Source organism: Bifidobacterium sp. LH_426 (assembly GCF_056356875.1).
Map to the genome: position 1 here is coordinate 422,550 of NZ_JBKEVB010000001.1, position 14,338 is coordinate 436,887.

The following is a 14,338-nucleotide window of genomic DNA, read 5'->3' on the forward strand; positions in this document are numbered from 1 at the left end:
GATGCCACCAATTGTAGAGGTGCCACGGGCGGCTGCGGTTCAGCGCCGGTCGCGCACGAACAGCGACAGCACGAACGCCATGCACGCCACGACGGTCGCCGTGACGAACACCGCATCCACACCGTGCGCGAGGCCGGCCGCCGCGGAGCCGGCGACGGATGCGGGACGCGTGTTCGTGGTCATGATGGTGAAGTTGACGGCGATGCCGATCGCCGCGCATGTCTGACGCAGCGTGTTGTTCATCGCCGTGCCGTGCGGCAGCATCGGGCCGGTCAGCTGGTTGAGTGCGGTGGTGGTCAACGGCATCAGGCAGAACGCGACGCCCGCCATCATCAGCGTGAAGAACACGGCCGGCCACCATGCGGGCGTGTCCGCATCCATGCGGGAGAGCGCGAACGCGGCGACGGCGACCACGGCGATCGCGGGCGGCGCGATGCGGTGGATGCCCACGCGGTCGAACAGGCGGCCCGCCACCGGGTTGAACACGCCTTCGGCCACGCCACCGCCCATGAGCAGCAGGCCGGACTGCAACGCGGTCATCCCCAGCGAATCCTGGATGAACATGGGCAGGATGTTCATCGTCGAGATGAACGTGACGAACACGAGCACGATGACGAGCATCGACAGGGCGAACATCGGCTTGGCGAACACGCGGAAGTCAAGCATCGGCCGCGCCAGATGCAGCTGACGGTGGATGAACGCGCACAGGGCAACCGCGCCCACGGCGAGCGGGCCGAGCGTCTGCGGCGACGTCCAACCCTCCTGGCCGGCGAGGCTGAAGCCGAGCAGCAATCCGCCGAAACCGAGCGTCGACAAGGCGATCGAGAACACGTCGATGGTCGGGTCGGTGCGCGTGGTCACGTTCCTCACGGTCGGGACGGCGGCGGCGAGCACGACGACGGCGATGACGATTAGCGGCACGAACAGGAAACGCCATGGCAGGAAGTCGATGATGAGGCCGGACAGGGTGGGGCCCAGTGCCGGCGCGAACGCGATTACCAGGCCGAACCAGCCCATCGCCGCGCCGCGCTTCTCCGGCGGGAACGTGATGAACAGCACGGTCTGCAGAAGCGGCATGAGGATGCCCGCGCCGGTCGCCTGCAACACGCGGCCGGCGAGCAGCATCCAGAACCCGGGAGCGAACGTGCACACGAGCGTGCCGAACAGGAACATGCCGATCGCGTAGAAGAACAGCTGGCGCGTCGTGAACTTCTGGATGAGGAACGCGGTGACCGGGATCATGATGCCGTTGGTGAGCATGAACCCGGTGCTCAGCCATTGCGCCGTATTGCTCGTCACCCCGAACTCGCGCATGAGATGCGGCAGGGCGGAGGTCATCAGCGTCTGGTTGAGGATGGCGGTGAAGCTGCCGACCATCATCACGATGATCGGGATGACGGAACGCTTCGACGGCGTGCGTCCGGGCATGACGGAATCCATGGGAACCTCGAATCTGTCGGAAAACGGATCCGGCTGATTTCGGTCGTCGTCGCGCGCGGGAAACGTGGATGCGCGACGCCGTAGCCCCTGCCGGCGTGACAGCCTCAGTGTACCGTCGCGCGGGACATGCGCCGGATGCGTCGCATCCCATTGGCGTCGCCGATCCCGTCAGTTCCGATGATCGTCCTTCAGCGAGTTGATGAGCTGGGCGATGGTGTCCGGCAGGGCGGAGTCCGCGAGCCATGCGACGCTTTCCGGCGTGAACAGCGTCCGCGCCTTGCCGAGCACGCCGAGGATGCCGCTCGTCGCGAACTCCAGCACGACCCGCTGCCCGGGATTGAGCCGCGACTCGTCCAGCCCGAGCACGGACAGCCATACGCCGCCGACGTATGTCTTGAGCTGCGCGGCCAGTCCCGTGGAGCCGTGCGGTCCGGCGATGAGCGACAGATGGCGGATGCTTGCGAGATGTTCGGGCGAGCCGACGAACTCCAGCGCGTAGTCGCGCAGCATACTGATATCGCCGTCCTGCCGGATGATGTGCGCGATGAATCCGGTCACGCCCGGCTCCTCGTAGATCGCGGCGATCGCGTCGTCGGCCAGCTCGGGGATGTTGGCGTAGTGGTAGTAGAACGCGCTGCGGTTCAGCCCGCTTTCGCGCGTGATGTCGCTGATGGTGATCTGCACGTACGGCTTCTTCTCCAACAGCGTCCAGAACGCCTCCTGCATCTTTTCCGGCGCCGATCGTTCGGTGGCCTTCGGTCGTGCCATATATCCCCTCCTTGTCGCCATTATTTGCCGGACAGGCTGATTCTGTGCTGTTACGCGGTTGTCCGGCACGGATTCATGCCGGACAACCCGATCCGAGACGATTCCGCGCTTGCCTGGCACGGCTCCTGTCTCCGTTAACCCCACACTGTATCGGGATATGGGGATTTAACCCTACGCCGTGATGGGTTACGCTCTCAGGTGCCCGGTGAACAATGGAAGACAGCACCGGTGCCGACCAGAGAGGTGAAAAACGATGAGCTTCCTTGAATTCCATGACGTGGTCCGTCAGTACGGCAGCGGCGAATCCGCCGTGTTGGCCCTCGATCATGCGACCTTCGACATCGAGCAGGGCGAACTGGCCGTGATTCTCGGCGCGTCCGGCGCCGGCAAATCCACGGCGTTGAACATCCTCGGCGGCATGGACCGCGCCACGTCCGGCAGCGTCAGGCTGGGGGATCGCGACGTCACGAAGGCGTCCGATGCCGAACTGACCGACTACCGCCGCTTCGACGTAGGCTTCGTGTTCCAGTTCTACAACCTCGTGCCCAACCTCACGGCCCTCGAGAACGTGGAGCTCGCCTCGCAGATCTGCCCCGACGCGCTCGACGCCCGCGAAACCCTGGAGAAGGTGGGGTTGGGGGAGCGTCTCAACAACTTCCCCGCGCAGCTTTCCGGCGGCGAGCAGCAGCGCGTGTCCATCGCGCGTGCCCTCGCCAAGAACCCGAAGCTGCTGCTGTGCGACGAGCCGACAGGCGCGCTCGACTACAACACCGGCAAGGAGGTGCTCCAGCTGTTGCAGGACTCCTGCCGCCAGCGCGGCATCACCGTCGCACTCGTCACCCACAACTCCGCGCTCGCGCCGATGGGCGACCGTCTGATCCGCTTCCGTTCCGGCAAGGTCACCGAGATCGCCGTGAACGAGCATCCGACGCCCATCGCCGACATCGAATGGTAGGTGGGCCGTTGCGTAGAACCGCACTCTGGAAGGACGCGTGGCGCACGATCGCCGGCAACGGACGACGGTTCGCCGCCATCGCGATTATCGTGGCGGTCGGCGTGATGATGCTCGGCGGTCTCAACACCGTCGGCAAGGACATCCGCGCCGGCCTCGACGACTTCTTCGACGCGACCGGCATGCACGACATATCCGTCGTCTCCACGCGCGGATTCGACGACGCCGACATCGCCGCGCTGCGCAAGGCGGACGGCGTCGCCGACGCGGCGGGCATCCGCTCGCAAAGCGTCACGACGAAGATCGACGGCAAGCGCGCCGCGGCCACCGTCTCGACTCTCGACGACCGCGGCATCGACGACCCGTACCTGAGCGAGGGGCGCCTGCCGAAGGCCGGCCACGAGATCGCCGTCACCCGGCAGTACCTCGATGACTCCGGCAAGCAGGTCGGCGACACGGTGACGTTCTCCGCCGACGGTTCAGCGACGGCGACGGCCGCCGCGACCCGCACGCCCGCCGTGTTCGACGACGGCGCGTACCGGATCGTCGGCGTCGTCATCGACCCGAACGACATCGTGAACCCCTCCGGACCGCTCGCCCTCGTGACCGCCTCGAAGACCGTCCACCCGATGTTCGTCAGCGGGGACGCGGTCGTGAGTGACGCCATGCCGTACACGTCCGCCGTCGTCACCGTCACCGGCGCGAAAGCGCTGAACACGTATGACGACGACTATCTGGACAAGGTCGACGCCGCGAAGACCGCCATCGGGCATGCTGCGCCTTCGGGTGTGAAATGGATCGTCAACGACCGCAGCGCCGTCACCAGCTATGAGGACGTGAAGACGCAAAGCGAGATGATCTCCCGCCTCGGCACGTTGTTCCCCGTGCTGTTCCTCGTCATCGCGCTGCTGGTGAGTCTGACGGCCATCACGCGCATGGTGGAGGAGGACCGTCAGCTCATCGGCACGTACAAGGCGCTCGGCTACGGCCGTCGCGAGATCATGCTCAAATTCCTCGTCTACTCGGCCGCGGCCTGCCTGCTGGGCGGCGTGCTCGGCGACCTGCTGGGACTCATCGGACTGCCGTTCGTGTTCACGCGGAAGATGCTGGCGAACCTGTATCTGCTGCCGCATTATCCGCTGCTCGTCGATTGGCGGCTCGCCGTCGGCGGTGTGCTCCTGTTCGTCGTCGTCATCACCGGCGCGGCGATGGCCGCCTGCACGGGGTCGTTGCGGCTGGAGCCCGCTGAGCTCATGCGCCCCAAGGCGCCGAAAGCCGGCAGGACGATCATGCTGCAGCGCATCGGATTCATCTGGAACCATCTGGGATTCCTGGACAAGGTGACCGCCCGCAACCTGTTCCGCTACAAGTCGCGCGCGCTCATGGTCATCATCGGCGTGCTCGGATGCACCGCGCTCATGACCGCAGGCTTCGGCATGGGCTCCTCCGCGCTGACGCTCATGCCGCGCCAGCATGGCGAGATCTCCGTCTACGACGTGATGGCCGTGACTTCCGCCGCCGATCACGACAAGGCACAGCAGGCGCTCGACAAGGACGAGGATGTGGAATCCGCGCTGCCGTTGCAGCTCGGCTCCGTCACCCTGGCCTCACCGGACGCGGACGCGGGTGACCATGATGCGAAGCTCACCGCGCAGCTCATGGTCATCCAGGACGGCGAATCGACCGACGGGCATATCAACATCCAGACGCCGTCCGGCACGCCGATCGAACTGTACGGCGCGGATGGCGACGACCTGACCGGCGGCGGCATCATCGTCACCGCGAACGCCGCGAAGAAGCTCTCGCTTGTCGAAGGTTCCGAGGTCGACGTGACCGACGCTATGGCGAACACCGCCGGACTGCCCGTGTTCGTGATCGCGCAGTACTACACCGGCAACGTCGTGTTCATGACGCAATCCGCCTATGAGAAGGCGTTCGACGCCGATTATGCGCCCAACGCCGACCTCGTCAACGTGAAGGGCGACGATAACGCGCAGATCGCGTTCGCCGACCGGCTCGCCTCGCAGAGCGACTACCTGTCCGTGACGAGTTCGGCGAAGCAGGAGCGCGACTTCGCGAAGAGCTTCGCCATCTTCTTCGCGATGATCGGCTTCATCGTCGCCATGGCCGCGATTCTCGCCGTCGTCGTGCTGTACACGCTCGCCTCCACGAACATCTCGGAACGCGAACGCGAGCTCGCCACCATCAAGGTGCTGGGCTTCCGCCGCGGCGAGGTGCATGGCTACGTGAACAAGGAGATGCTGCTGCTCGCCGCCATCGGCATCGCGATCGGTCTGCCGTGCGGCCGCGGGCTGCTCGGCTTCCTCGTGAGCCGGCTCGATCTGCCCGGCATGAACATCGTGCCCAACGTGCTGTGGTACTGCTATGCGGCGGCGGCCGTGTTGGCGTTCCTGTTCACGCTGCTGGTGAGCCGCGCCACGAACCATGCGCTCGACCGCATCGACATGGTCGGCGCGTTGAAGAGCCCCGAGTGACGCGGGCGACGATCCGATTCGCGTATTCGCGCGCGCAATGTGTGTGGGCCCCGCATCCTGCGGCAAGGATGCGGGGCCCACACGCGTGTTGAGACAAGGTGCGCCGTCGGCGGGAATACGGAAGCCGTCGGCGTTGTGTACGAGTGTACGCAACAGTATGTACGAACGTACATTACGGCGTGTATGCTGGATGACGACATCGATATCACGATCGGACATCACGGCAGCAAGGAGGTGCGTCATGGGGGAGTCGGCCCGCCGCTTCGACCCGGAACGCAAGGACCGCATCATCGAGGCGTGCCTCGACGTCATCGCCGCCAAAGGCGTGGCCGGCGCGTCGCACCGTGTCATCGCCGCCGCCGCGAACGTGCCGCTCGGATCGATGACCTACCATTTCGACGGCATGGCCGACCTGCTGCACCAGGCGTTCGACCGGTACGCGGACCGTTGCATCGCCTCGTTCGCCGCGCGCATGGACGAGGCGACGGACGAGGCCGGGGCGTGCGAGGCCGTCGCCCGTCATATCGAAACCGATCTGGTGAGCACGCAGCGCGACCTCGTCATCAATATGGAGCTGTACACGATCGCCGCCCGCGACCCCGCCTACCGTGACATCACCGAACGCTGGATGGCCGCCAGTCGCGCACAGCTGGAACGGTTCTTCGACAAACCGACCGCCGCGATCCTCGATTCGCTCATCGAGGGGCTGACCCTGCACCGGGCGCTCGGCGACGAGACGCTGGACGCGGCCGCCGTCCGCGAGGCGATCCGCCGCGCCGTCCCAAAATGAACGCCCGCCGTCACGCCGCGTCCGATGCGTGATAGCATGTCCGCCGCAATCAATCCGGAAAAGAGAGACGAGGAGAGACGCGGCATGACACGGGAGGAGCGGCGCGGCATGCGCCTCAAGGCGTTGAAGGCGGCGTTCCCACTCACCGTGCCGATCGCGCTCGGATTCCTGTTCCTCGGATGCTCGTACGGCATGCTCATGGGCACGAAGGGGTTCTCGTTCGTCTGGCCGATGTGCATGAGCGCGTTCATCTTCGCCGGCTCGATGGAGTTCGTCACCGTGAACCTGCTGCTCTCCGCGTTCAACCCCGTGGCCGCGTTCCTGCTCGCGCTCATGGTCAACGCGCGCCACCTGTTCTACGGCCTGTCCATGCTCGGACGGTTCCGCGGGCTTGGCTGGAAGCGCCCGTACCTGATCTTCGGCATGTGCGACGAGACGTTCGCCATCAACTCCTCGACGCAAGTTCCCGAAGGCGTGGACCGCGGCTGGTTCTACCTGTGGGTCACCGTGCTCAACCAGGCGTACTGGGTGACGGGCGCGACGCTCGGCGGCGTGATCGGCTCCAACCTGCCGTTCGACACGGACGGCCTCGAATTCGTGCTCACCGCGCTGTTCCTCGTCATCTTCCTCGACCAGTGGCTCGGCACCGGCACGGGCCGCCGCGGGCGCGTCAGCGCGGTCGTCGGCGTGCTCGCATCCCTCGCCTGCCTCGTCGCGTTCGGTCCGGACGACTTCATGATCCCCTCGCTGATCGCGATGATCGTGCTGTTCGTCCTGCTGCGCCCGCGGCTTGACGACCTGCATGATGACGATGCCGAGGGTGCCGCCGTGGCGGCAAACGACGAAGGCAACGACGAAGAAAAGGAGACGACGCGATGACGATGACCGTGCTCCAGGGGGTGATCACCGTCGTCGTGGTGGCGGCGGGCACGATGCTCACCCGGTTCCTGCCGTTCCTCGTGTTCCCCGAGTCGAAGCAGCCGCCGCGCCTCATCGAATACTTCGGCAAGGTACTGCCCTATGCGATGACCGGCCTGCTCGTCGTCTACTCGCTGCGCAACACGCCCATCCTGACCGGCAGCCACGGCGTGCCCGAACTCATCGCATGCCTCGTGATCGTCGCATTGCATCTGTGGCGGCGCAGCATGCTGCTCTCCATCGCCGGCGGCACCATCGTCTACATGCTGCTCGTCCAGCTCGTGTTCTGAGGATTTCCGTAGGGAAGGGGATAAGCCGTGCAGCAGTTCGGCATCGTGCTCGGCCAGATGATCGGCATGGCCGTGATGATGGTCGTCGGCTATATCTGCGTCAAATCCAAGGTGCTCGGCGAGACCGCGCTGGACGGCATCTGCGCGTTCATCCTCAAGGCGGGCATCCCGCTGCTCGTCTTCTCGAACGCCGTGTCCGGCACGACGCGTGCCGACCTCATCGGCTCCGACGCGATCATCGCGATGACGCTCGTCATGTACGCGCTGCTCATCGGCCTGTTCACCCTGCTCTCCTACGTGCTGCGATTGAAGCGCGAACGCGGACGCATGTTCCGCGGCTGCTTCGCGTTCGGCAACGCCGGGTTCATCGGCCTGCCGCTCATCCTCGCCCTGTTCCCCGGCAGGGGAGCGCTCTACTTCGCGCTCATGTCCATCGTCGACCAGTTCCTCCTGTGGACGTACGGCGTATGGACGTGCAAGAAGGTCGACGACCGGCAGTCCATCGCCGACGAACGCCCCGCACACGGCTGGCTCGACCGTCTCACGCCGCTCGTCAGCCCCGCGCTCATCGCCGTGGTGCTCGCCGTCGCGCTGATCCTCGCCGGCGTGACCATCCCCGACGTCGTGCTCACCCCGTTGAAGACGCTCGGCTCCACCGCCTCGCCCCTGTCCATGGTGTATCTGGGCGGTCTGTTCGCCATCCGCGACTGGACGGGCATCCTCGGGAAATACGAACTGTACGTGGGCATCGTCGTCAAGATGCTGCTCGTCCCCGTCGGCTTCTATGCGCTGCTCACCACCGTGCCGCCGATGCTCGGCCTCGGCGCCGTCAACCCGGACATGGTGCATATGATGACCCTCGTCTCGGGCCTGCCGACCATGAGCACCATGGTCATGTTCGCCGAACGAGAACACAACCAACCCGAATACGCGATCGGCATGGTGCTCGTCACCACCGTCGCCAGCCTGTTCACGCTCACCGCGGTCTCGTTCCTCGTGTTCTGAAACCCGTTACCGCGTCGGAACTGTCGGATATCATCAAGGGGAGGCCAAGGCTTCGTTCATCTTGGATTAGGGGGGTGCATATGACCGGACGTCGTTCGCCATACGTCGGTCTGCATCGCAGGCGTACCGACTGGCTGCTCCTCGGGGAGATGCTGCTGTGCGCCATGCTGGCCATCGCATTGTGCGGCACCATCGCCCTATGGCAGGCCCGCGCCGCCGAGCGCGACGCCGTGATCGCCGCTTCGTCCGGTGCGGGTGCGTCCGTGCAGGTCGAGGACATCGCCGAGAAGTCCCTGCGACGCAGGACGGTACCGAAGGTCAACGAGACGCTCGCCAAACAGCGCGAAGCCGAGGAGCAGCGCGCCCGCTGGACGAATCCTACCGGCGGCGTCCAGCCCGATCTCGCCCAGTACACCGGCATCAGCGTGGACGTGGACCTCGCCGCGCAGAGAGCCTACGTCAAGTCCAACGGGCAGACCATCTACACGATGGTCACCAGCACCGGCATGGACGATTCCACGCCGCACGGCACCTACACGGTGGACGCGCGCGGCCCGCACTTCTTCAACGCGTCCGAAGGCATGGGCGCCGACTACTGGGTGCGGTTCTACGGCCCCTACCTGTTCCACACGGTACCCACCGGCGAGAATTTCGGCGATTATCTGCCGGACGAGGGGGCGAAGCTCGGCCGACCGGCCTCCCATGGCTGCGTGCGGCTCAGCATCGCCGACGCGAAATGGCTGTACGAGCAGCTGCCCGACGGTACGCCCGTCACCATCGCCTGAATTCTCGGTGAACTTCCGCCGCCGCGCGTATGACGGTCATACGCATGGCGGCGTTTTCGATTATGCTGGAAATCCGCATGTTCCGGTGGTTCCGGAACGCATCCGACGACGACACGACGAAAGGAGACGCCCATGAGCATGCCGCTTGACCTCTATGTGATCCGACACGGCGAATCCGAGGCGAACATCATCGTCCAGGCGGGGGACCGGGGCGACAATTCGCTGTACACGCAGGACAACGTGACCGTGCCCGACCGCTCCTGGCGACTGACCGGCACGGGGCGCAAACAGGCCGACTGCATCGGCCGCTGGCTCGTCGGCCAGCAGCAGCTGTTCGACCGTTATCTCGTCTCCCCGTACGTGCGCACGCGCGAAACCGCCGCCACGATGGCCCTGCCCAAGGCGAAATGGGAGGAGAACCGCGTCATCCGCGAACGCTCCTGGGGTGAGATCAACACGATCACCAAGGACGAGTTCAAGACCAACTACGCGCGCAACTGGATGTTCAAGAACACGGACCCGCTGTACTGGCGTCCGCCGGCAGGCGAATCCGTGGCCGACGTGGCCGAGGACCGCGTGCACAACGTGCTCAGCTCCCTGTCGCGCAAATCCGATCTGGGCAGCGTGGTCATGGTCACGCACGGCGACTTCATGCTCGCGCTCATGCTCACGCTGGAGGACCTTTCGGACGAGGAGTTCCTGCACCGCGCCGCCTCGCCTGACTGGGCGATCACCAACTGCACGTGCCTACACTACACGCGCCGCGATCCGGAGACCGGACGCACCTCCAAGCGCATGCACTGGGAGCAGACTGCCCGGCCTGTCCTCAACGAGGAGACCGGCAAATGGGAGGTGAAGGTGGACCCGTGGCGCGAGTTCAAGCGCCCGTACCTCTCGAACGGCGACCTGGTGGACGTGGTGCACGCCGTCGACCCGCATCTGCTCGACTACTACGGCAAGTGACGCCGGTGGCGTACCGAGGTGCCGACGCGCCGACGCATAGGGCGGCTACAATGGCTTCGAATCGCGGGGACGAGGTATGCCCCGCAAGAGAGAAGCTAAGGAGAGCCACTTATGAGCGAGCCCAAAGGCAACATCTTCCAGTGGAAACTGCACGGCGACGGCAAGACGCTCGCGCCCGGCGAGGTCGTCGAACCCGATGAGCGCCTGACCTGGACGCGCACCGCGGGCATCGGCGCGCAGCACGTGATCGCCATGTTCGGCGCCACGTTCCTCGTGCCGATCCTCACCGGATTCGACCCGTCCACCACGCTGTTCTTCACCGCCATGTCGACCGCGTTGTTCCTGCTCATCAACAGGAACGTGCTGCCCAGCTACCTGGGTTCCAGCTTCGGCTTCATCGCGCCGATCACCGCCGTCACCACCGCGCACAAGGGCATCGCCGTCGCCAGCTTCGGCATCATGACGACCGGTATCCTGCTCGCCCTGATCGGCATCGCCGTGCACTACGCGGGCGCCAAGTGGATCGACATCATCATGCCGCCGGTCGTCAACGGCGCCATCGTCGCGATCATCGGCTTCAACCTCGCGCCCAGCGTGTGGGCCAACTTCCAGAAGGCGCCCGACACGGCCATCGTGACGCTGCTCGCCGTGCTGCTCATCGCCGTGCTGTTCAAGGGCCTGCTCGGCCGTCTCAACATCCTGCTCGGCGTGATTGTCGGCTACGCGTACGCGTGCTTCCGCGGCCAGGTGGACTTCTCCGCCATCGCCGACGCTGCATGGGTGGGCCTGCCGAAGTTCCACATGCCGCAGGCCGACCTCACGATCCTGCCGATGTTCCTGCCGGTCGTGCTCGTGCTCGTCGCCGAGAACGTCGGCCATGTCAAGTCCGTGGCGCAGATGACCGGCCGCGACTACGACGACCAGATGGGCACCGCCCTGCTCGCCGACGGTCTCGGCACCACGCTCGCCGGCTTCGGCGGCGGCTCCGGCACCACCACGTACGGCGAGAACATCGGCGTGATGGCCGCCACCAAGGTGTATTCGACCGCCGCCTACTGGTGCGCCGCCGCCTTCGCGCTGATTCTGTCGCTGTGCCCGAAGTTCGGCGCCGTCATCAACACTATTCCCGCCGGCGTGCTCGGCGGCGTCACCACGCTGCTCTACGGCATGATCGGCATGATCGGCATCCGCATCTGGGTGGAGAACAAGGTCAACTTCGACAAGCCGCTCAACATCATGGTCGCCGCCATCACGATGATCATCGCGATCGGCCAGTTCGCGTTCACCGTGAACGGCATCTCGTTCAACGGCATCGCGATCGGCACGATCGTGATCCTCGTCGCCTACCACGGGCTCAAGGCCGTCGGCAAGATGACTGGCACCATCGAGAAGGACGACCCCGACATCCTGTAATCCCGGCATCTCCTCCATCATCTCCCATGGTGCGGTGAAATCCCCATGGTGCGGTAGGGCGTTTCGGCGGAATTCCGCCGAAACATGGAATCCCCCTTACCGCACCATGGGGATTCGTCGTCCTAGGCGCGGGCGTTGCGATAGGCGTTGGGGGTCATGCCGAAGCTTCTGCGGAAGACGCTGATGAAATAACTCGACGAGGAGAACCCGCAGGCACGCGCCGTCTCTGCCACCGAGGCGTCCGTGCCGGTCAGCATGCGTTTCGCCGCCTCCAGACGGCGGTCGGTGAGACATTCTCCCGGCGTACGGCCGACATGCCTGCGGAACAGGATGCAGCACTGGCTACGGCTCACCCCGCCCGCCGCGGCGATGTCGTTGAGGTTCAGCGGCTCGTCGAACCGTCGTTGGATGAGGCCGATCATGTTGAGCACCGACATGCGGTCGCGTTGGTCGGCCACGTCGTCGGCCGTCCTGCCGTCGGAATCCCCCGCGGGGGAGAAACGGTCGATCACGGCGTCGCACAGGCGTATCGCGGCCGCGACGGCGGGCAGCGGGTCGTCGCCGGCATGGCGGTCGCCTCGTGCCGACGAGACCGGCGAGAACGGTGAATCCGATGGAGTCGATGCGCCCGTCAATCCGGATACTCCCGGCACCGCCGGCATCCCCGATATTCCCGACGATCCGGCCGTGGCCGTCGCCGCCGTCGCGTCGGTGCCGGCGGCGCCACGCATGCCGCCGCCCGGCGTGAGGCGTACGACCTCCTCGATGCCCATCAGCACGTCGCGTTGCCATGGCACGTCGGGAGACAATGCGAGGCAATCGTCCATGCGCTGGGCGAACGCCCGCTCGCAGCGTTCTCGCGTCGCCGTGGTCAGGTTCTCGAATAGTTCCGTGCCGATGACCGCGCATGAGAACCACGCCTCCTTGCGTTCGGGGGAGAAGGAGTAGTGGAGCCGGCTGGAATTGACCACCAATCCGTCACCGGGGCGCATGATCACCGTGCGCCCGTTGACGAAATAGTGGAGCGTACCGCTGACCACGCGGACGAATTCGAGGTCCCGATGCCAGTGACAGGGGCAGCGGTGGTCGGCGAACGCGGAAATCGGGTCGCAATGCGCGTAGATCGGCAGCTCCGGGATGTTGTAGTCGATGCGTTCCGACATGTCGGAGAACACCTTGATCCGTCTCGTCACCGTCGCCATGCTCTGCCCCGTTTCCCGGCTCCACCGTTGTCGATTTCACTGCGTATACGATTTTGATATTATCATCGCCGTTGACGCGATGATGGTCCCGTGGCGAAGCGTTCCTGAGCCGTATGATTGAGGCATCTTCGCACTGCAGTGGAAGAACGGAAAAAGGAATGCGACTCGCCGGGATATGGACGATTACGCCATATCCCGGCCTGTCGGAACCAAAGGAGTGATTCCCATGCGTACCATCATCGACACCGAAATGAACGTCAAGGCCGTCTCCATGCTCACGCGCTTCTTCGCCGCCTGCCGCGAATGGATGGCGGAACGCCTCGCCGTCCCGTACGAGGACGACTGGCTGGCCATCTGGTACCCGAAGAACGTCGCGCAGATGGCATGATTCATCGGTCCCAGGGCCACCTATGGCACGCCGGAACGCGACCGAGAGGGCGCGCCGCCGGGCGAAACGCGAAACCGCGTCGGAACGGTTCGATAGCCTGAACCATGACCCAAGAACCCATCCTCGTGAGGGAGAACCGGATATGGCAATGCAATCGAACGGGAAGAACATCGCGATCGTCACCGGCAGCGCGCTCGGTCTCGGCTACGAGCTGGCCAGGCAGCTCATCGCCGAAGGCTGGTTCGTGGCGGGCGTCGACTTCAACGCCGAGCGCCAGGCCGAACTCGAAGGGGAGTTCGGCGCCGAATCCTACAAGGCGTTCGTCGGCGACGTGTCCGACGAGGCGTTCGTGAACGCCTCCATCGCCGAGATCGCCGAACTCGGCCACGTCGACCTGCTCATCAACAACGCCGGGCAGCCCTCGTTCAAGACGCCCACCGCCTACGAGGCCGCCGACGTGGACAAGTGCCTCAAGGGTCTCAAAGGCATGATCCTGTGGTCGGTCGCCACGCTCAAGGCGGACGGCGAGGCCGATCTCAAGATCGCGAACGTGATGAGCACCGCCGCCACGCGCGGCAACGCCAACGAATCCGTCTACTGCGCGACCAAGTGGGGCGAGAAGGGCTACACGCAGAGCCTCAAGGCCGCCTACAAGGGCACGAGCGTGAAGATCGTGGGCGTCTACCCGGGCGGCATCGACACCGCGTTCTACCGCGACAGCCACGACTACGTGTCCGAGGAGAAGCAGCACACGTTCATGGACCCGGCCCAGCTCGCCGGCGTGATCCTGTTCAACCTCGTCAACGACGCGAACCTCACCGTCTCCGACATCCTCATCGAACGCAACTACGTGTGACCCACATGGAGTGATTGATCGGACCGTAAGGCCGATGCCTTGCGTGCGACGCCGCACGCAAAGTATCGGCCTT

The 14,338-nt window shown here is 65.2% G+C and carries 14 protein-coding genes; 11 read left to right on the forward strand and 3 right to left on the reverse strand.

All coding sequences use genetic code 11. The features are described 5' to 3' along the window. Positions 1-39 precede the first annotated feature (39 nt). The gene (locus AC1AYD_RS01820; RefSeq protein WP_476544576.1) at positions 40-1,428 is read right to left on the reverse strand and encodes an MDR family MFS transporter; all 1,389 of its coding nucleotides are present in this window, start codon (positions 1,426-1,428) and stop codon (positions 40-42) included. Positions 1,429-1,608: 180 nt separating this feature from the next. Continuing rightward, the gene (locus AC1AYD_RS01825) at positions 1,609-2,208 is read right to left on the reverse strand and encodes a TetR/AcrR family transcriptional regulator (protein ID WP_476544577.1); all 600 of its coding nucleotides are present in this window, start codon (positions 2,206-2,208) and stop codon (positions 1,609-1,611) included. 253 nt (positions 2,209-2,461) lie between these two features. On the opposite strand from AC1AYD_RS01825, the gene AC1AYD_RS01830 reads away from it, so the two are divergent. The 9 genes from AC1AYD_RS01830 (at position 2,462) to AC1AYD_RS01870 (ending at position 11,819) form a co-directional block, all read left to right on the forward strand. Beyond that, positions 2,462-3,163: an ABC transporter ATP-binding protein gene (locus AC1AYD_RS01830; protein ID WP_476501746.1), complete on the forward strand. Its 702-nt coding sequence runs from the start codon at positions 2,462-2,464 to the stop codon at positions 3,161-3,163. Between the two features lie 8 nt (positions 3,164-3,171). Continuing rightward, complete coding sequence (locus tag AC1AYD_RS01835) at positions 3,172-5,655, forward strand: ABC transporter permease (protein ID WP_476544578.1); 2,484 nt, start codon at positions 3,172-3,174, stop codon at positions 5,653-5,655. Positions 5,656-5,896: 241 nt separating this feature from the next. Continuing rightward, the gene (locus AC1AYD_RS01840) at positions 5,897-6,445 is read left to right on the forward strand and encodes a TetR/AcrR family transcriptional regulator (protein WP_476544579.1); all 549 of its coding nucleotides are present in this window, start codon (positions 5,897-5,899) and stop codon (positions 6,443-6,445) included. Positions 6,446-6,529: 84 nt separating this feature from the next. Then, positions 6,530-7,324 (forward strand): AzlC family ABC transporter permease, encoded by a 795-nt coding sequence (locus AC1AYD_RS01845; protein ID WP_476544580.1) that lies wholly within the window; start codon positions 6,530-6,532, stop codon positions 7,322-7,324. Next, the gene (locus AC1AYD_RS01850; RefSeq protein ID WP_476544581.1) at positions 7,321-7,653 is read left to right on the forward strand and encodes a branched-chain amino acid transporter permease; all 333 of its coding nucleotides are present in this window, start codon (positions 7,321-7,323) and stop codon (positions 7,651-7,653) included. Before AC1AYD_RS01845 ends, AC1AYD_RS01850 begins: the two co-directional genes overlap by 4 nt. Positions 7,654-7,680: 27 nt before the next feature. Beyond that, positions 7,681-8,658: an AEC family transporter gene (locus AC1AYD_RS01855; RefSeq protein ID WP_476501741.1), complete on the forward strand. Its 978-nt coding sequence runs from the start codon at positions 7,681-7,683 to the stop codon at positions 8,656-8,658. Between the two features lie 80 nt (positions 8,659-8,738). Further along, complete coding sequence (locus AC1AYD_RS01860; RefSeq protein WP_476532089.1) at positions 8,739-9,443, forward strand: L,D-transpeptidase; 705 nt, start codon at positions 8,739-8,741, stop codon at positions 9,441-9,443. A 132-nt stretch (positions 9,444-9,575) separates the two neighbouring features. Further along, a complete protein-coding gene (locus tag AC1AYD_RS01865) occupies positions 9,576-10,406 on the forward strand; it encodes a histidine phosphatase family protein (RefSeq protein ID WP_034528342.1) in 831 nt (276 codons plus the stop codon). 111 nt (positions 10,407-10,517) lie between these two features. Next, entirely contained in the window at positions 10,518-11,819 is a 1,302-nt protein-coding gene (locus tag AC1AYD_RS01870) for a uracil-xanthine permease family protein (protein WP_476544582.1), read from the forward strand. A gap of 122 nt (positions 11,820-11,941) precedes the next feature. Here AC1AYD_RS01870 and AC1AYD_RS01875 read toward each other — a convergent pair whose 3' ends face one another. Then, on the reverse strand, positions 11,942-13,012 hold the full coding sequence (locus AC1AYD_RS01875; RefSeq protein ID WP_476544583.1) for an AraC family transcriptional regulator: 1,071 nt from the start codon (positions 13,010-13,012) through the stop codon (positions 11,942-11,944). A 235-nt stretch (positions 13,013-13,247) separates the two neighbouring features. On the opposite strand from AC1AYD_RS01875, the gene AC1AYD_RS01880 reads away from it, so the two are divergent. Continuing rightward, positions 13,248-13,409, forward strand: a complete 162-nt coding sequence (locus AC1AYD_RS01880; protein WP_476532095.1) for a hypothetical protein — start codon at positions 13,248-13,250, stop codon at positions 13,407-13,409. 148 nt (positions 13,410-13,557) lie between these two features. Beyond that, positions 13,558-14,265 carry an SDR family oxidoreductase gene (locus tag AC1AYD_RS01885; RefSeq protein ID WP_476544633.1) on the forward strand — a complete coding sequence of 236 codons (708 nt, stop codon included), beginning with the start codon at positions 13,558-13,560 and terminating at the stop codon, positions 14,263-14,265. Positions 14,266-14,338 lie beyond the last annotated feature (73 nt).